This is a genomic window from Pseudomonas sp. B12(2026) (genome assembly GCF_057767015.1).
In genome coordinates this window covers 2485323-2501664 of the sequence record NZ_CM173430.1, presented here as the reverse complement: position 1 = coordinate 2501664, position 16342 = coordinate 2485323, and the positions used below count along the sequence as shown (strand labels likewise).

General features: G+C 68.2%; 16 protein-coding genes. 11 read left to right on the top strand and 5 right to left on the bottom strand.

The genetic code is table 11. The features are described from left to right. Nucleotides 1-194 precede the first annotated feature (194 nt). Nucleotides 195-1043: a helix-turn-helix transcriptional regulator gene (locus AC3B6A_RS11730; protein WP_488402914.1), complete on the bottom strand. Its 849-nt coding sequence runs from the start codon at nucleotides 1041-1043 to the stop codon at nucleotides 195-197. Between the two features lie 83 nt (nucleotides 1044-1126). Here AC3B6A_RS11730 and AC3B6A_RS11725 point away from each other — a divergent pair, with 83 nt between their 5' ends. The 8 genes from AC3B6A_RS11725 (at nucleotide 1127) to AC3B6A_RS11690 (ending at nucleotide 9401) form a co-directional block, all read left to right on the top strand. Then, the gene (locus AC3B6A_RS11725; RefSeq protein WP_488402912.1) at nucleotides 1127-1750 is read left to right on the top strand and encodes a glutathione S-transferase family protein; all 624 of its coding nucleotides are present in this window, start codon (nucleotides 1127-1129) and stop codon (nucleotides 1748-1750) included. 153 nt (nucleotides 1751-1903) lie between these two features. Continuing rightward, on the top strand, nucleotides 1904-2812 hold the full coding sequence (locus AC3B6A_RS11720) for a DMT family transporter (RefSeq protein WP_488402911.1): 909 nt from the start codon (nucleotides 1904-1906) through the stop codon (nucleotides 2810-2812). Nucleotides 2813-3213: 401 nt separating this feature from the next. Next, entirely contained in the window at nucleotides 3214-4020 is an 807-nt protein-coding gene (locus tag AC3B6A_RS11715) for an ABC transporter substrate-binding protein (protein ID WP_488402909.1), read from the top strand. 81 nt (nucleotides 4021-4101) lie between these two features. After that, the gene (locus AC3B6A_RS11710) at nucleotides 4102-4890 is read left to right on the top strand and encodes an amino acid ABC transporter permease (RefSeq protein WP_488402907.1); all 789 of its coding nucleotides are present in this window, start codon (nucleotides 4102-4104) and stop codon (nucleotides 4888-4890) included. A gap of 29 nt (nucleotides 4891-4919) precedes the next feature. Continuing rightward, nucleotides 4920-5660: an amino acid ABC transporter ATP-binding protein gene (locus AC3B6A_RS11705; RefSeq protein ID WP_488403571.1), complete on the top strand. Its 741-nt coding sequence runs from the start codon at nucleotides 4920-4922 to the stop codon at nucleotides 5658-5660. Nucleotides 5661-5761: 101 nt separating this feature from the next. Then, nucleotides 5762-6241 (top strand): Lrp/AsnC family transcriptional regulator, encoded by a 480-nt coding sequence (locus AC3B6A_RS11700; protein ID WP_488402905.1) that lies wholly within the window; start codon nucleotides 5762-5764, stop codon nucleotides 6239-6241. 276 nt (nucleotides 6242-6517) lie between these two features. Next, nucleotides 6518-7990: an NAD-dependent succinate-semialdehyde dehydrogenase gene (locus tag AC3B6A_RS11695; protein ID WP_488402903.1), complete on the top strand. Its 1473-nt coding sequence runs from the start codon at nucleotides 6518-6520 to the stop codon at nucleotides 7988-7990. Nucleotides 7991-8006: 16 nt separating this feature from the next. Further along, nucleotides 8007-9401 (top strand): aspartate aminotransferase family protein, encoded by a 1395-nt coding sequence (locus AC3B6A_RS11690; protein WP_488402902.1) that lies wholly within the window; start codon nucleotides 8007-8009, stop codon nucleotides 9399-9401. Nucleotides 9402-9513: 112 nt separating this feature from the next. On the opposite strand, the gene tusA is transcribed toward AC3B6A_RS11690, so the two are convergent. After that, complete coding sequence (gene tusA / locus AC3B6A_RS11685) at nucleotides 9514-9753, bottom strand: sulfurtransferase TusA (RefSeq protein ID WP_488402900.1); 240 nt, start codon at nucleotides 9751-9753, stop codon at nucleotides 9514-9516. A 152-nt stretch (nucleotides 9754-9905) separates the two neighbouring features. Between tusA and AC3B6A_RS11680 the strand changes: the two genes are divergently transcribed. Beyond that, a complete protein-coding gene (locus AC3B6A_RS11680) occupies nucleotides 9906-11462 on the top strand; it encodes an alpha/beta fold hydrolase (protein WP_488402899.1) in 1557 nt (518 codons plus the stop codon). An 18-nt stretch (nucleotides 11463-11480) separates the two neighbouring features. On the opposite strand, the gene AC3B6A_RS11675 is transcribed toward AC3B6A_RS11680, so the two are convergent. Beyond that, a complete protein-coding gene (locus tag AC3B6A_RS11675) occupies nucleotides 11481-12608 on the bottom strand; it encodes a saccharopine dehydrogenase family protein (RefSeq protein WP_488402898.1) in 1128 nt (375 codons plus the stop codon). 39 nt (nucleotides 12609-12647) lie between these two features. Continuing rightward, a complete protein-coding gene (locus tag AC3B6A_RS11670) occupies nucleotides 12648-13049 on the bottom strand; it encodes a GFA family protein (protein WP_488402897.1) in 402 nt (133 codons plus the stop codon). Between the two features lie 389 nt (nucleotides 13050-13438). Here AC3B6A_RS11670 and AC3B6A_RS11665 point away from each other — a divergent pair, with 389 nt between their 5' ends. Then, nucleotides 13439-13612: a PA1571 family protein gene (locus AC3B6A_RS11665; RefSeq protein WP_488402896.1), complete on the top strand. Its 174-nt coding sequence runs from the start codon at nucleotides 13439-13441 to the stop codon at nucleotides 13610-13612. 17 nt (nucleotides 13613-13629) lie between these two features. Here AC3B6A_RS11665 and pdxB read toward each other — a convergent pair whose 3' ends face one another. Continuing rightward, entirely contained in the window at nucleotides 13630-14778 is a 1149-nt protein-coding gene (pdxB, locus tag AC3B6A_RS11660; RefSeq protein WP_488402895.1) for a 4-phosphoerythronate dehydrogenase PdxB, read from the bottom strand. Nucleotides 14779-14923: 145 nt separating this feature from the next. Between pdxB and AC3B6A_RS11655 the strand changes: the two genes are divergently transcribed. After that, complete coding sequence (locus tag AC3B6A_RS11655; protein WP_488402894.1) at nucleotides 14924-16339, top strand: MATE family efflux transporter; 1416 nt, start codon at nucleotides 14924-14926, stop codon at nucleotides 16337-16339. The last annotated feature ends 3 nt before the right edge of the window (nucleotides 16340-16342 follow it).

The following is a 16342-nucleotide window of genomic DNA, read 5'->3' as shown; positions in this document are numbered from 1 at the left end:
CACTACCGTCGAGGGAGACGGGCGAACAATCCGATAATCGACTATCGGTGCGAATATCGAACACTTCTCGGGATGGGCTTTGGGTTCGCGAGCAAGCTCGCTCCTACAGGTGGAGGTCCCAGAGAGGGGCGAGCTGCGCGCGGAACGGGCTTTTCGCAGGAGCGAGCGTGCTCGCGAACCGCCCCGCAGCAGAGCTAGGCCGACGCACGCCCCGCGCGGAAACTGCCCGGGGTGATCCCGACCACCTTCTTGAACGCGCGGGTCATGTGGCTCTGGTCGAAGAAGCCGCAGGCGAAGGCGGCATCGGCGATGCTCGCGCCGGCACGCAGCAGGCGCTGGACCTGGGCGATCCTGACCTGGATCTGGTAGCTGTGGGGCGACACGCCCACGCTCTTCTTGAACACCCGGATCAGGTACAGCGGCTCCAGGCCCACCAGCTCGGCCAGCTGTTCCAGGGAAACCTGCTGGTCGAAGTCGTCTTCGAGCTTGCGCCGCACCCGCTGCACCGCCTGCTTCTCGACGCCCTCGGCCGGGGCGATGCGCGCACCGTCGCGCTCGAAGAGCCGGGGCACCAGTTCCAGCAGCAGGCATTCCCGCTCCAGGCCGGACTGGGACGCCTCGATGGCCTGGTGTTGCTGCAGGAAGCTCCGGGCGAGCGCCGGCGAGTGGTCGAAGGCGGTCCTGAACAGGTGAATGTAATCGCTCGCCTGCTTCGGCAGCAGCGTGCGGTTCAGCCACTGCGGGTCGAGGTAGAGCATGCGGTACATCCAGCCCTGCTCATGGCCGGGCAGGCCGTCGTGGATCTCTCCGGGGCTGATGGTGACCAGGCTGCCCGCGCCGCCCAGGGAATGGCGGCCACGGTAGTACATGCGCTCCACGCCGCCGCTGATGACCCCGACGGCGTAGCGGTCGTGGGAATGGCGGCCGAACGTCTGGTTGCTGAAGCGCGCCGAGAGCAGTTCGCACTCGCCCTCGGGTATGCGCCAGAACTTGACGAAGTCCTGCTCCGGGGTGCCGCGCTGGTTGTTCCGCTGTTCGTCCAAGACCTGTCCAGTTTTTTACAATACGCACCGAAAACCGCCGGATAACGTTACCACTCCTTCCGCAACCCGAGTGAGCAAGCGTGATGTCCGCGAAACTGGTTATCGGCGACTTCGACAAATCCTCCTGGTCGCTCCGCGCCTGGCTGGCCCTGGTGAGCGCCGACGTCGCGTTCCAGACCCTGCAGGTCCGGCTCGAACAGCCGGACACCCGCCAGCGCATCCTCGAACACTCGCCCTCGGGCAAGGTCCCGGCGCTGCTGGTCGACGGCATGGTCATCAACGACAGCCTGGCCATCTGCGAATACATCGCGGAAACCCACCCCCAGGCCAAACTCTGGCCAGAAGACGCCCGCCTGCGCGCCCTGGCCCGCGCCGCGGCGGCGGAGATGCACTCCGGTTTCACCCACCTGCGCACGCAGATGTCGTTCGGCCTGAACACCGGGGACCAGGCCGGTGAGCTGCTGGAACAGACCCGCGAAGAAATCCAGCGCGTCTTCGCGATCTGGAGCGACCTGCTCGCGGCCAGCGGCTCGCACAGCTTCCTCTGTGGCGGCTTCGGCATCGTCGACGCCATGTTCGTGCCCGTGGTCTTCCGCTTCCGCCGCTACGACGTCCAGGTGCCGGGGCATCTGCGGGCCTACGTCGACAACGTGCTGGCCCACCCCGCCGTGCGCCAGTGGCTGGAACTGGCCGCCCGGCAGGCCTGAGCCCTGCCCTCCACCGATCAAGACGCACCTTTCAGATGAGCACTCCGAACATGGCTACACCAGCGCCGGGCCTGCCCGCCACATGCGGGCGCCAGTCTCCAGGCCGGACACCCCGCGCCGGCGGCAAACCGCAACGCCTCGACGGAGCGGTCCATGTCGACTAACGGCAACCGGGCGATCCTCGAACTGACCGTCGGCGGCCTGATGCTCAGCCTTTCCGCCCTGGCCGTGGCCTTCGCCCGGATCGGCCCCGGCGGCGCCGGCTTCTACCGGATGCTGTTCGCCTCGATGCTGTTCTTCCTGCTGCTCAGGGTCCGCCGCACTCCGCTGCTGCTCAGGGGTTTCAAGCCGCGGCTCTATACCGCGCTGGCCGGGGTGTTCCTGGCCATCGACCTGGGGCTCTGGCACCAGAGCATCCATATCGTCGGCCCCGGCATCGGCTCGATCCTGACCAACTGCCAGGTGTTCTTCATGACCTTCCTGGGCTTCTACCTGCTCAAGGAACGGCCTTCGGTGTATTTCCTCGTCTCGATCAGCCTGGCCTTCGTCGGGCTGTACCTGCTGCTGATGCCGGAAATGACCAGCGCCCTGGGGATCAAGGGAGTGGTGTACGGAGTGCTCTCAGGGCTGGCCTACGCGATCTGCGTGTACTTCCTAAAGATCAACACCCAGTTGCCGGACGGCGGCGGCGACAAGATCGCGCAGATGCTCAACCTGAGCCTGTGGGCGGCGCTGGTGCTGCTCGGCTACGCCCTGGCCAACGGCGAAAGCCTGGCGATCAACGATGGCCGGACCCTGCTGATGCTGGTGATCTACGGGGTGCTGGTGCAGTTCGTCGGCTGGCTGCTGGTCAACCGCTCGATCGGCGCCATCAGCCTGGGCCTGGCCGGGCTGATCCTGCTGCTGGAGCCGGTGATCACCTATTTCATCGATATCGCCTTCCTCGGCAAGGCCAACACGGCGCTGCAGATCGGCGGCGCCCTGCTGACCATCCTCGCGGTGTACATCGGCTCGATCCGGCCGCCGAAGAAGGCGGCCCCGGCGCTGCCCGAAGCGGCCTGACGCGTCCCCACGGCAGCTGCGGGCCTGGCTGCGGGTGGCGCCGGGCGCCCTGGCGAATGCCTGAGCCCGTGCGCGGGGGTGCGCCCCGCCGCTTCGAAGGCAAGTCAGCGCGGCGCTGGAAATCATCATGCGGACTTCACTCCGGGCGGAACACACCTGTCCCAGCGGAACCTCGCACAACTCCTGCGCGGAAAAACCGATTTACGCATCAATCCTGCGTCGAGCGGGAAAATACGAAGAGTTGCTGCCTGGAGAGCGAAGATAATTCCACCCAGCCTCACCAAAGTTCAATCAGCCGGGCCCTTCGACCAACTCGCTTCATAGTTGCCGAAGTGCGCCTGAAAGAGGCGTACACAAACTATCTCTGCCTTAACAATAATTCATCAGGAGATATTGCACTCATGAAGAAGTCCTTCCTCATGGCCTTTGCTCTGATTGGCGCCATCGGTTTCCAGACAGCCAGCGCGCGCCCCCTTGACGAGATCCAGAAGAGCGGAACCCTCGTCATCGGCACCGACGGAACCTTCCCCCCTTTCCAGTACTTCGACGGCGGGAAACTCACCGGCTTTGAAATCGACCTGGGCAACGAAATCGCCAGGCGCCTGAACCTCAAGGCGGAATGGAAGCCCATGGCGTTCGACTCCCTGCTGGCGGGCCTGTCCCAGGATCGCTGGGACCTGGTGATCGCATCGTTCGGCGTGACCCCCGAACGCGCCAAGGCCGTGGACTTCACCCATCCGCACTACTGCACCGGCGGCATCATCGTCTCGACCAACCCGGAGATCAAAAGCGCCGCGGACCTCGACCGGAAGACGGTGTCGGTGCAGACCGGCTCAACCTATTTCGAAGCGGTGCAGAAGGTCCCGGGCATCAAGCAGGTGCGCAACCTTTCGTCCGACAACGATGCGCGCAATGCGTTGGTTTCCGGGCGCGCCAACGCCTGGATCACCGACAAGTTCGTCGCCCTGATGGCCCAGGCCAAAGGCAGCCAGATCCAGGGGTCGCCCCGCGCCTTGTATCTGGGCGACATGCTCTTCAACGAAGAAATCGCAACCGCGGTGAAAAAGGGCAACTCCGGCCTGCTGGATAAATACAACGCGGTCCTCAAGGACATCGAGGACGACGGAACTTATGCGGCCATTTCCCAGAAATGGTTCAACGAAGATATCCGCTGCAAGTCCGCCCCGGCAAAAGTCGCCAGCAACTAAGTCCGCCTTTATCGCCAGTTTCGAATAACCCGCGACTGGCGATTCCGATCCTGCCGTTCGTTTTATCGATAGAGGTGCAATATGTCATCGAGTGCCAAGCCCATGCCGGGCAGGCCGGTTCGCCTGTCGGCGAATTCGCCGCTGATCAAGACGGTGCTGGCCATCGCAGTAACCCTGGCGTTTGTCGTGGGCATGGAGTGGATCTTGAGGCATGTCCCCAACCCCATCGGGCCCAACGCCGACCAGCTTGCCCAGGCCGCTGTCGTCACCATCGAACTGACACTCCTGGCCGGCGCCCTGGGCGTGGTCATCGGCACCCTGGTGGCGCTGGGCAAGACCTCGGCCATCTGGCCGGTGAGCTGGGTGTGCGCGCTGTACATCTGGATCGCCCGCGGCACACCGCTGCTGCTGCAGATACTGTTCACCTTCTTCGCGCTGCCCACTCTCCTGCCCGCCCTGGAGTTCAGCGACTTCACCTCGGCGGCGATCGCCCTCGCCTTCAACGTCGGCGCCTACAACGCCGAAGCCATCCGCTCGGGCCTGCTCTCGGTGCCCAAGGGGCAGATCGAGGCGGCCCATGCGCTGGGCCTGTCGCGCCTGACCATCTTCAGCGCCGTGGTCTTCCCGCAGGCCCTGCGCATCAGCCTGCCGCCGCTGGTGAACAACGGCGTGTCGCTGCTCAAGGACTCGTCCCTGGCCTATGCGATCGGCGTGGTCGAGCTGTCGAACGCCGCCAGCCGTATCCAGTCGGCGACCTTCGAACCGGTGCCGGTGCTGCTGACGTCCGCCGCGATCTACCTGGTGCTGACCACGGGGCTGACACAAGTCACCAACGCCCTGGAACGCTATCTGAGCTTCGAGAGGAAATGAGCATGGCCACGGGCATGACTGAAAAATCCCTGATCAGCGTATCGGGCGTCTGCAAGAGCTTCGGCGCCGCCAGCGTCCTCAACGGCGTCTCCGTGGACTTCAGGCCCGGCGAGGTCGTGGCGATCCTCGGCGCGTCCGGCTCCGGGAAGTCCACCTTTCTCCGCCTGCTGAACCGGCTGGAGAAGCACGAGGCCGGCACGATCGTCATCGACGGCGTGGAAGTCTCGGACAAGCCCGCCAGCCTGGCGGCGCTCCGCCGCGAGGTGGGCATGGTGTTCCAGAGCTTCAACCTGTTCTCCAACATGACCGTGCTGGAGAACCTCTGCCTCGCCCCGCGCAAGGTGCGTGGCCTGTCGAAGGCCAAGGCGCAGGAAGTGGCGTCGAACCTGCTCAAGCGCGTCGGCATGGCCGACCATGCGCACAAATACCCGACGATGCTCTCGGGCGGCCAGCAGCAGCGCGTCGCGATCGCCCGCGCGCTGGCCATGGAGCCGCGCGTGCTGCTGTTCGACGAGCCCACCTCGGCCCTCGACCCGGAAATGGTCACGGAGGTGCTGGATGTCATGAAGAAGCTGGCGGCCAGCGGCATGACGATGCTCATCGTCACCCATGAGATGGGCTTTGCCAGCGAGGTCGCCGACCGCATCATCTTCTTCAGCCAGGGCAGGATCGAAGAAGACCTGCCGCCCCGGGAGTTCTTCGGAAGCTGCGCGAACCCGCGGGTCAGATCCTTCCTCGGCAAGGTGCTGCAGCCCGGCATCGCCGGCTGAGCAGAGGCGGGGAAAACCGGCGAACCGGAAGCCAGCGATGGCTTCCGGTTTTGCCATGCAAGCCTGGAATTGTCTTCACGCTGGATGAAAGAGAGTTGAGAGTGGAACTGGACCGGATCGACGCCAAACTTCTTGATGAACTGCAGAAATGCAACCGGATTTCCAGCGAGGAACTGGGAGAGCGAGTCGGACTTTCCAGCACGGGGGTGCAACGCCGCCTCAAGCGCCTGAGGGCGGATGGCGTCATCCAGGCCGACGTATCGGTGGTCAATCCGAAGGCCGTGGGCCGCGATGTGACGATGCTGGTGCTCGTCTCGCTGGAAAGGGAGCGGGCGGACATCATCGACAAGTTCAAGCAGTCGATCCGGAACACGCCGGAGATCATGAGCGGCTATTACGTGACGGGCGATGCCGACTTCGTCCTGGTCATCACCTCGAAGAACATCGAAGACTACGAGCAGTTCACCCGGCAGTTCTTCTACAACAATTCCAACATCAAATGGTTCAAGACCATGGTGGTCATGGACCGGGTCAAGTCGGGCTTCACCATCCCGATTCCGGGCCTCACGGAAATCAAGTAACCCCCGCCCCTACCGGAGTGCCCCCACCAGGGGCGCTCATCGCCCCGCCCCGCCAGATTCCCGGCCCCAACTCCCCATTCGACGACGCATCCCGGCGCTCGACAAGCCGCTGCGCCGGATATCGCTGCGATCCCTCCCCCGCGCGCAGGACCTCGACGCAACGGCGCAATCTTCGAAGCATTTCAGCGCATATCGCGCCGTTTACGCCGCAAGACGGCGCCACCCGATTCCTAGAATGGCCTCCAGAAAGACCCGTCTGACGTTGAGGCCCATAACATGAAAAACCTTGCCAAAACGGCGCTGGAAAAACTGCGGCGCCCGGACCTTCTGGAGAAGCGTGCCTACATCGATGGGCGGTGGATCGAAGGTGAAAGCTGTCTCGCGGTGACCGATCCGGCGACCGGCGAGACCATTGCCCAGGTCGCCCATTGCGGGGAAGGCTGGATCGACAAGGCCGTCGACGCGGCGGCCGTGGCCTTCGAATCCTGGCGCGACACGCCCGCGGTTCAGCGCGGGGCGATCCTGCGCCGCTGGGCCGCGCTCACCCGCGAGCATTCGTACGACCTCGCCACCATCATGACCGCCGAGCAGGGCAAGCCGTTCAAGGAGTCGCTGGGCGAAATCGCCTATGGCGCCAACTTCCTCGAATGGTTCGCCGCCGAGGCCGAGCGCAGCTACGGCGAGTCGATCCCCAGCCACCTCGACGGCTGCCAACTGGCCACACGGCTGCAGCCGATCGGCGTGACCGCCGCCATCACCCCGTGGAACTTCCCCAGCGCGATGATCACCCGCAAGGCCGGCGCCGCGCTCGCCGCCGGCTGCAGCATGATCGTCAAGCCCGCGCCGGAAACCCCGCTCTCCGCCCTCGCCCTGGCCAGGCTGGCGCAGGAGGCCGGTATTCCGGCGGGGGTTTTCCAGGTCGTCACCGGCGATGCGCCGAAGCTCTCCGCCCGGCTGCTGCAACGCACGGAAGTCCGCGCGTTCAGCTTCACCGGCTCCACCGAGGTCGGCCGCATCCTGCTGCGCCAGTCGGCCGACACGCTGAAGAAGGTCTCCCTGGAGCTTGGCGGCCACGCGCCGTTCATCGTCTTCGACGACGCCTCGATCGACGAGGCGGTGCAAGGCTGCATCGGCGCGAAGTTCGCGACCTCCGGCCAGGACTGCCTGGCGGCGAACCGCATCTACGTGCAGCGCGCCCTCTACGAGCCGTTCCTCAAGGCGTTCGCGCTGGCCACCGCGGCCCTCAAGGTGGGCCACGGCCTGGAGGAAGACGTCGATATCGGCCCGATGACCCGGGCGAGCGTGGCCAACAAGTGCCGCGACCACATCGGCAACGCGATATCCCTGGGCGCCCGGGTTCTCACCGGCGGCATGGACAACGAGCTGGGCGGCAGCTTCGTCTCCCCGACCGTGCTGGCCGACGTGACCGACAGCATGGACATCGCCTTCGAGGAAACCTTCGGCCCAGTGGCCGCGGTGCTGCCCTTCGACAGCGAAGACGAGGTCGTCCGGCGCGCGAACGACACCGAGTACGGCCTCGCGGCCTATGTCTACACCAACGACCTGGGCCGCGCCGCGCGGGTCTCCGAGCGCCTCGAATACGGCATGGTCGCGCTCAACACCGCGAAATTCACCGGCGCGCCGATTCCCTTCGGCGGCTGGAAACAGTCCGGCCTCGGCCGGGAAGGCTCCAGGCACGGCCTGGCCGAGTACATGGAGCTCAAATACGTCTGCGTAGGCGGCCTTTAACCCCAGGAGAACAACAATGGACAAGCACACCCAGGAACTCGTCGCCGCCCAGGATCGTGGCGCGGTACTGCACCCCTTCACCCATCTGAAGGACTTCGCCAGCGGCAAGCTGGGCGACCCGACCATCGTCGAGACCGGCAAGGGCATCCGCATCACCGATGCGACCGGCCGCGAATACATCGACGGTTTCGCCGGCCTGTACTGCATGAACATCGGCTACGGCCGCACGGAAGTGGCCGAGGCGATCGCCCGCCAGGCCCACAAGCTGGCCTACTACCACACCTACGCGGCGCACACGACCGACGAACTGGCGCGCCTCTCGGAGCGCCTGGTGCGCATGGCGCCGGGCCGGATGAGCAAGGTGTTCTACGGCCTCTCCGGCTCCGACGCGAACGAGACCCAGGCCAAGATCGTCTGGTACTACAACAACCTGCGCGGCCTGCCGAAGAAGAAGAAGAAGATCATCTCCCGCGACCGCGGCTACCACGGCTGCTCGGTCGTCTCGGGCTCGATGACCGGCATGAGCTTCTACCACGACTACATGGACCTTCCCGTCCCGGGCATCCTGCGCACCGGCGCGCCGCACCACTACTGGGGCGCCGAAGCGGGCGAAACCGAGGAGCAGTTCTCCGCCCGCCGCGCGCGCGAGCTGGAAGAGCTGATCCTGCGCGAAGGCCCCGACACCATCGGCGCCTTCATCGCCGAGCCGGTCCTGGGCACCGGCGGCATCACCCCGCCCCCGGCCGGCTACTGGGCGGCGATCCAGCCGGTCCTGAAGAAGTACGACATCCTGCTGATCGCCGATGAAGTCATCACCGGCTTCGGCCGCACCGGCGCCCTGTTCGGCTGCGGGAAATACGGCATCGAGCCGGACCTGATCACCGTCGCCAAGGGCCTGACGTCCGCCTACGCGCCGCTGTCCGCCTCGATCGTCGGCGAGAAGGTCTACCAGGTCATGGAGGACGGCGCCGACCGCGTGGGGGCCTTCTCCCACGGCTACACCTACTCCGGCCACCCGATTGGCGTCGCGGCGGCGAACGCCGTGCTGGACATCGTCGAAGGCGAGGACATCCCGGGGCACGTCAGCCGCGTCGGCGACTACTTCCAGAAGTCCCTGCAGGAAACCTTCGCCCACCTCCCGATCGTGGGTGAAGTGCGCGGCGTCGGCATGATGGCGGCCATCGAGTTCGTCGCCGACCCGGCGACCAGGAAGCGCTTCGATCCCGCCCTGAAAGTCGGCGCCCGCGTGTCGAAGGCGGCGCGCGACCGCAACCTGATCGCCCGCGCCATGCCCCATGGCGACATCCTGGGCTTCGCCCCGCCGCTGGTCACCACCGAGCAGGAGGTGGACCAGATCATCGACATCGCGCAGAAGGCCGTGCTCAGCGTCATGGACGAGCTGAAAGCCTGAAGACCCGCTTGCCTGTTACCTCTCGGCCGGCTTTCAGCCGGCTTTTTTTTCACTGACATCCGGATCGGCGGGGCATCAGGGGCAACCGCGCCAGGGCCGCCCTCGGGCGCAATCAATCCGCCTTCTTGCGAATCCAGTACAGGTAGGTCCCCGCCTCTTCCTGCTGCTCCACCAGCTCATGGCCGAGGAACACGCAGAACTTGGGAATGTCGCGGCGGGTGGAAGGATCGGTGGCGATCACCTTGAGCAGGCCGCCGGCCGGCAGGTCGCGCACCTTGTTGTGCAGCATCATGACCGGCTCGGGGCAGTTCAGGCCGGTGGCGTCGAGAATCGCGTCGACAGGCAGGGACATCGCGGAACTCCAGAAAAGCGAATGGCGCATTGTCGCGCAAAGCGCACCGCGCGGTCACCCCGCGCCCGTCCGGGGCGCCGAACCTTGGTTGGGCGCCGGCGGCACCGGCGCCCGGCATGCTGCTGCATTCGTCCGATCCGACCGGAGTCCCGATGCGCATCCTCTTCTGCCTGTTCGCCCTGCTGCTCGCCGGCTGCGCCGCCCGCGACCAGCTTCCCGACTTCGGCGCCAGCGCCGGCCAGGACCTGCCGGCCGGCTGGTTCGAAGCGGTGATCACCGCCCGCGACGGCACCCGGCTCTCCGCCACGGTGTTCCAGCCGGCGCTGAAGGCCGGCGACACCGCGCCGCTGATCGTGCACACCCACGGCTGGGGCGGCTGGCGGGTCACCGGGCCGGACGGCTACTACGGCAAGCGGATGATGTCCGGGCGCGCCGCGCTGAAGGCCTGGCAGGCCGGCTACTGGGTGGTCAGCTACGACCAGCGCGGCTGGGGCGGCAGCGACGGGCGCATCGAGATGATGAACCCGCGGTTCGAGGTGCAGGACGCCAGCGCGGTGATCGACTGGGCCGCCGCGCACCTGCCGCGGCTGCTGATGGACGGCCCCGGCGACCCGCGCGCCGGCATGCTCGGCGAAAGCTACGGCGGTGCCGTGCAGCTGCTGGCCTCGGCGCAGGACCCGCGCATCGACGCCATCGTCCCCATCGCCACCTGGTACGACCTGGCCGACGCCCTGGCGCCGGACGGCCAGCTGAAGATCGGCTGGAGCGGTGTGCTGGTCAGCCTGGGCCTGGCCACCGGCTACGACCTCGGCAAGTTCGTCCAGGCCGACTACCTGCGCACCGCCGGCGGACGCATGGCCGCGCCGGTGCAGGCCGAGCTGCGCGAGCACAGCCTGGCGCGCTACTGCGCCGAAGGCCGCCTGCCCCGGGCGGACGCGCTGATCATCCAGGGCATGCGCGACACCCTGTTCCCCCTCGACCAGGGCCTGCGCATCCGCCAATGCCTGAAACAGGGGCCGGCCGACGTGCGCCTGCTGGGCATGCAGGGCGGGCACATCCTGCCGCCGCCGCTGCAAGCCTGGAGCGGGATGCCGCCGTTCAACAACGAGCCGGTGATCCATTGCGGCCCGCGCGCCATCAACCTCTACCAGGGCATAGTCGCCTGGTACGAGGAGAAGCTGCGCGGCCGCGCCGGCGCCGCCGACAGCGTGCCGGACCTGTGCATCAGCCTGGACCTCGACCAGGGCGTGGCGCTGGACGAGCTGCCGCCGCCCGGCCCGACCGTGGCGCTGCCGGCCACGACCCTGCGCCCCGCCAGCAGCGGCCTGCTGCAGCCCGCGCGCTTCGTCCCGCTGCAGCGCGTCGGAGAAAGCAGCGCCCTGCTCGGCAGCGCGGAAATCCGCCTGGCGCAGCCGCTGGCCGAGCGGCCCGACGTCCAGGTGTTCGTCTCGCTGGCGATCCGCGGCGCCGACGGCCGCACCCGGCGACTGGACGAGCAGGTCAGGCCGCTGGCGAACCAGGGCGACACACGGCTCAACGCGGTCAGCGCCAGCCTGGCGCCGGGCGACGAGATCGGCCTGCTGCTGAGCGGCTTCAGCGGTCAGTACCTGTTCAACAGTTCCTGGCGCCTGACGCCGGTGGAGCTGCGCGGCGAGGTGCAGCTGCCGGGCCTGCTGCCGCTGCAGCCGCGCCTGGCGGAACGCCGCTGAGTCAGTCAGCTCCGGCGGCTAGTGGCTGGCGACTTCGCGGACGCCGTGGGAAACCTTCAGCCCTTCGAGTTCGGCCAGGTAGTCCTCGACGCTGATCAGCCCGACGCAGGGCATCGCGCCGCGCTGGCCGAGGCGCCCCGCCGCCAGCTTGCGCGCCAGGGCCACGGCCGCCATGCAGGGGATGTTCGGGCCGTGGTCGTCCTGGGCGATCAGCTCCCAGCACAGCGCCAGCGCCCTGCCCGACTCGTCCGCGCCCCGCAGCTGCACGAACATGCCGCTGCGACCGTCGCCCAGCGGCTGCATCGCCAGCGCCAGACGGTGCAGGCCGTTGCTCAGCGCGGCGGCATTCTTCAGCAGCCGCGCGCGCACCAGCCAGGACAGCGCCCAGGTGCCGAAGTGGGTGAGGCGCAGGCCGAGGCCGGCGGAAAAACGCACCTCGCGCACACCGGGGTAGCGCTGCGGGAACAGCTCCAGGTCCGGCACGTCGCAATGGGCCAGCCAGCGCCGGCCCAGCGGCCGGGGGAAGCGGTGCACGCTCAGCCCCTGCCAGCCATGCACGTCCTGCCACTGGCCGGCGCGCCACTGGCGCAGGGGCTTGCCGCAATAGCCGAGCACCGCCGCCAGGGTGGCGATGCCGGGAATCTTCGCCGAGGAGCTGATGCCGTGATGGATGCTGTCCAGCCGCTGGAAGCGCGGGCGCAGCTGGTCGATCACCGCCGCGCTGAGCGCCGGCACCGAACTGGCGCCGCTGCACACCAGCACGCCGGCGCGGCGGGCCGCGCGGTCGAGTTCGCCGATGCCGCAGACGAAGCGGCGCGCGTCGGCGAGGTCGATGTAATGCGCGCGCGCCCCGATGGCGGCGCGGGCGACCCGGTAGTCCTGGCCCTGGAAGGGGCCGGCGGTGGAGATCACCAGGTCGACCCCGAGTTCATCGAGGCGGCCGGCCAGCGTCGGCTGGTTCATGTCCAGGCACACCGCCTCCCCGCCCACCTCGCGCGCCAGCGCGCTGGCACGCTTCTGGTCGCGCCCGCCGACCAGCACGCGAATCCCCTCGATCCCGCTCAGGCGGCGAACGATCAGGCTGCCGAAATTGCCATAGCCGCCCAGTACCAGGACGCGGAACGGCGGTTCAACTGACACGGACATCGATACTCCCTTGCACCCGCCCGCGGCACGCCGGCGGTGTCATCCCTGTTTCCCGCCGATGTGCCTCGGCAGGTCGTCCTCCAGCGGCCACCACGCGGCCCTGGACTCGATGTAGTAATGCCCCTCGGGGCTGGTCCGCACCGGCTCGTCCAGGGTTCCCGCCCGCACGCGCAGCGCCTCAGGGCGCGAGTCGCGGGCGCTGTAGACCGGCGATCCGCAGCGGCCGCAGAACACCCGGCGCTTGTCCTCCGAGGAGCGGAAATGCACCAGCGCCTCCGCGCCGGCCAGCAGCCTGAAGGCAGCGGCGGCGACCGGGATATTGGTGGCGAACGGACCACCCTGGGCCTTGCGGCACTGGCCGCAATGGCAGACCTGGATCGGCGCCAGCTCGCCGCTGATCTCGAAACGTACCGCACCGCACAGACAACCGCCCGTATGCATCTTTCCGCTCTCCGTTCGCATCCGCAAAGTGCTGGAGTCTAGAACAGCGCGACGGCCCTTCACCACCCGGCCCGCGCAGGCCGGCCGGGCGCCGCCATCCTCGCCCCGGAGCGCCATCGGCCCGCCGCTACCGGCCAGCGGATCGCCGGCCGGGCCCGCGCGAAAGCCGGCCATACTCACATTGAGTCGAACCTCCGGCGCAACGCGGGGTCGATCTTCATTACAACGATACGAAACAGACCGGGACCTTGCGGGTGGCGCAGACCTGCGAGGACGCGGTCGTCCGCCTCCGTGGGCGGCGGGTTTCCGCCGCCGGCCGCGACGGCTCTGTCACCGAGGCTTCATGTGATCTGCCTAGACTGCATTCAACGCTGTAGAGGAGACTGGCCATGAGCCTGCAACACCATCGCGAACCCACCCCCAGCCCCGTCCCCCGCAATCCGCAGCAGCCGGTGGGCGGCTCGATCATCGATGCCCAGGGCCGGGAAATCCCGATCACCGAAGACATGATCCAGCGCGCCTGCCGCGAACTGGACAAGGGCTGCGAGCCGCCGCGCCGATGAGCGCGCGGGCCCCTCTGCTACTCCCCGACCCGGTTGGCGCCCAGCGCCGCCAGCAGACGCTCCAGGCGCGGCGCATCGCCCTGGATGTCCACCCATAGCCCGGTGATTTCCCGCCGCGGCGGATAGTGCTTGCGCAGGGCATCGAAGGCCTTGCGCCGGGTGTCCACATCCCCCACCAGGCTGCGCCGGAAGGCCGCGTCGTCGCTGCGCGGGTCGTACACCGCGCGGCACAGCATGGCCAGCGCCCAGTCCGGATCGCACTCCTCGGTCAGATTCAGTTCGGCCAGCCACTGGGCCGGCAGCAGGTCGTCCAGGCTCACCTGCGGCGCCTGCCCGAGCCAGGCGCAGAAGGCGTCGTAGATCTGCGCGGTGCCGCGCAGCTTGCCGTCCAGGCTGTAGCCGGCGATGTGCGGGGTGGCGATGCGGCAGCGCGCGGCCAGTTCGACGTCCACCTGCGGCTCGCCTTCCCACACGTCCAGCGCCACGTCGAGGTCGGCGCCGGCTTCCAGGTGCGCGCGCAGCGCGGCGTTGTCGACCACCCCGCCGCGGCTGGCGTTGAGCAGCCAGGTGCCGGGGCGCAGCGCCGCGAGGCGCGCGGCGTCCAGCAGGTGGCGGGTCGGATGCGCGCCGTCGCGGGTCATCGGCGTGTGCAGGCTGATCACGTCGCACTCGCGCAGCACTTCGTCGAGGCTGCGGAAGTCGCCGCCCTCGGCGGCCGCGCGCGGCGGGTCGCAGACGCGCACGTCCCAGCCCAGCCCGCGCAGCACGTCCACCAGGCGGCCGCCGACCTGGCCGGCGCCGATCACCCCGTAGCGGCGCTCGGCGAGCTTCGCCCCGTGCACCTCGGCCAGCGCCAGCAGGCTGCCCAGCACCCAGTCCACCACGCCGCGGGCGTTGCAGCCCGGTGCGCTGGACCAGGCGATGCCGGCCTCGGCGAAATAGTCGAGGTCGAGATGATCGGTGCCGATGGTGCAGGTGCCGACGAAGCGCACCTGGCTGCCTTCGAGCAGCGCCCGGGACACGTCGGTCACCGAGCGCACCAGCAGCACCTCGGTATCGCCCAGGGCGGCGCGGTCGATGCCGCGTCCGGGCAGGCGACGGATCTCACCGTGACCGCCGAAGAAGGCTTCGACCAGGGGAATGTTTTCATCGGCAAGAATACGCATGGGCTGACTCCAGAAATCTGCAGCGGCTACTTTACCAGCGCGCCCGCGCGCGGTCCCGCAACTCGCATCGGCGCTTTCCTGACCAACCCGGCAGGCCGTAGACTGGCCGGCTTCGTTCCGCTCCCGTCGCCAGAAAAGGACCGCCGTGACCAGCATCGCCCAGCCCGTCTCCCGCAGACGGCGCGCCACCACCGAACTCAGGGAACTGCTCAGCCTCGCCACCCCGATCATGATCGCCCAACTGGCCACCACCGCCATGGGCTTCGTCGATGCGGTGATGGCCGGACGCGTGGGGCCGCGCGACCTGGCGGCGGTGGCGCTGGGCAACTCGATCTGGATTCCGGTGTTCCTGCTGATGACCGGCACCCTGCTGGCGACCACCGCCAAGGTCGCCCAGCGCTACGGCGCCGGCGACCAGCCGGGCACCGGCCCGCTGGTGCGCCAGGCGCTGTGGCTGGCGCTGCTGGTCGGCCCGCTGGCGGCGGCCAGCCTGTGGTTCCTCGCCGAGCCGGTGCTGCGCGCGATGAAGGTCGAGGAGGCGCTGATCGAGCCCAGCCGCTTCTACCTGCGCGGCATCGCCAGCGGCCTGCCGGCGGTGGCGCTGTACCACGTGCTGCGCTGCTTCAGCGACGGCCTGGGGCGCACCCGGCCGAGCATGGTGCTGGGCATCTGCGGGCTGATGCTGAACATTCCGGTGAACTACGTGCTGATCTACGGCCACCTCGGCTTCCCGGCGCTCGGCGGCCCGGGCTGCGGCTGGGCCACCGCCTCGGTGATGTGGTTCATGCTGCTGGGCATGCTGTTCTGGGTGAACTGGGCCGGGGTCTACAAGCCCAGCCGGCTGTTCGCCCACTGGGAGCTGCCCAGGCCCGGGGTGATCGGCGGCCTGCTGGCGGTCGGCCTGCCCATCGGCATCGCGGTGTTCGCCGAGTCCAGCATCTTCTCGGTAATCGCCCTGCTGATCGGCGAGCTGGGCGAGAAGGTGGTGGCCGGCCACCAGGTGGCGCTGAACTTCAGCTCCCTGGTGTTCATGATTCCCTACTCGCTGGCGATGGCGGTGACCGTGCGCATCGGCCAGTCGCTGGGGGCCGGCGCACCGCGCGACGCGCGCTTCGCCGCCGGCGTGGGGATGGCCGCGGCGCTGGGCTACGCCTGCATTTCCGCCAGCGGCATGCTGCTGATGCGCGAGCAGATCGCCGCGCTCTACACCCAGGACCCGGACGTGCTGGCGCTGGCCGCCTCGTTGCTGGTGTTCGCCGCGCTGTTCCAGTTCTCCGACGCCGTGCAGGTCACCGCCGCCGGCGCCCTGCGCGGCTACCAGGACACCCGCGCGACCATGCTCATCACCCTGTTCGCCTACTGGGGCATCGGCCTGCCGGTGGGCTACAGCCTGGGCCTGGCCCACTGGCTGCAGGCGCCCACCGGGCCGCGCGGCCTGTGGCAGGGCCTGATCGTCGGCCTGACCTGCGCGGCGCTGATGCTGTGCATCCGCCTGGCGCACATCGCCCGGCGGCAGATTCGCCTGAACGAACAGCGCCGGCACGAGCGCCTCGCCGGCTGATCC

Excerpts from the sequence above, each read along its gene's own strand:
- AC3B6A_RS11675 (WP_488402898.1), bottom strand. The coding sequence starts at position 12,608 with ATGTCCGTGTCAGTTGAACCGCCGTTCCGCGTCCTGGTACTGGGCGGC.
- AC3B6A_RS11715 (WP_488402909.1), top strand. The coding sequence starts at position 3,214 with ATGAAGAAGTCCTTCCTCATGGCCTTTGCTCTGATTGGCGCCATCGGT.
- AC3B6A_RS11725 (WP_488402912.1), top strand. The coding sequence starts at position 1,127 with ATGTCCGCGAAACTGGTTATCGGCGACTTCGACAAATCCTCCTGGTCG.
- tusA (WP_488402900.1), bottom strand. The coding sequence starts at position 9,753 with ATGTCCCTGCCTGTCGACGCGATTCTCGACGCCACCGGCCTGAACTGC.
- AC3B6A_RS11695 (WP_488402903.1), top strand. The coding sequence starts at position 6,518 with ATGAAAAACCTTGCCAAAACGGCGCTGGAAAAACTGCGGCGCCCGGAC.
- AC3B6A_RS11720 (WP_488402911.1), top strand. The coding sequence starts at position 1,904 with ATGTCGACTAACGGCAACCGGGCGATCCTCGAACTGACCGTCGGCGGC.
- AC3B6A_RS11665 (WP_488402896.1), top strand. The coding sequence starts at position 13,439 with ATGAGCCTGCAACACCATCGCGAACCCACCCCCAGCCCCGTCCCCCGC.
- pdxB (WP_488402895.1), bottom strand. The coding sequence starts at position 14,778 with ATGCGTATTCTTGCCGATGAAAACATTCCCCTGGTCGAAGCCTTCTTC.
- AC3B6A_RS11710 (WP_488402907.1), top strand. The coding sequence starts at position 4,102 with ATGTCATCGAGTGCCAAGCCCATGCCGGGCAGGCCGGTTCGCCTGTCG.
- AC3B6A_RS11680 (WP_488402899.1), top strand. The coding sequence starts at position 9,906 with ATGCGCATCCTCTTCTGCCTGTTCGCCCTGCTGCTCGCCGGCTGCGCC.
- AC3B6A_RS11690 (WP_488402902.1), top strand. The coding sequence starts at position 8,007 with ATGGACAAGCACACCCAGGAACTCGTCGCCGCCCAGGATCGTGGCGCG.
- AC3B6A_RS11670 (WP_488402897.1), bottom strand. The coding sequence starts at position 13,049 with ATGCATACGGGCGGTTGTCTGTGCGGTGCGGTACGTTTCGAGATCAGC.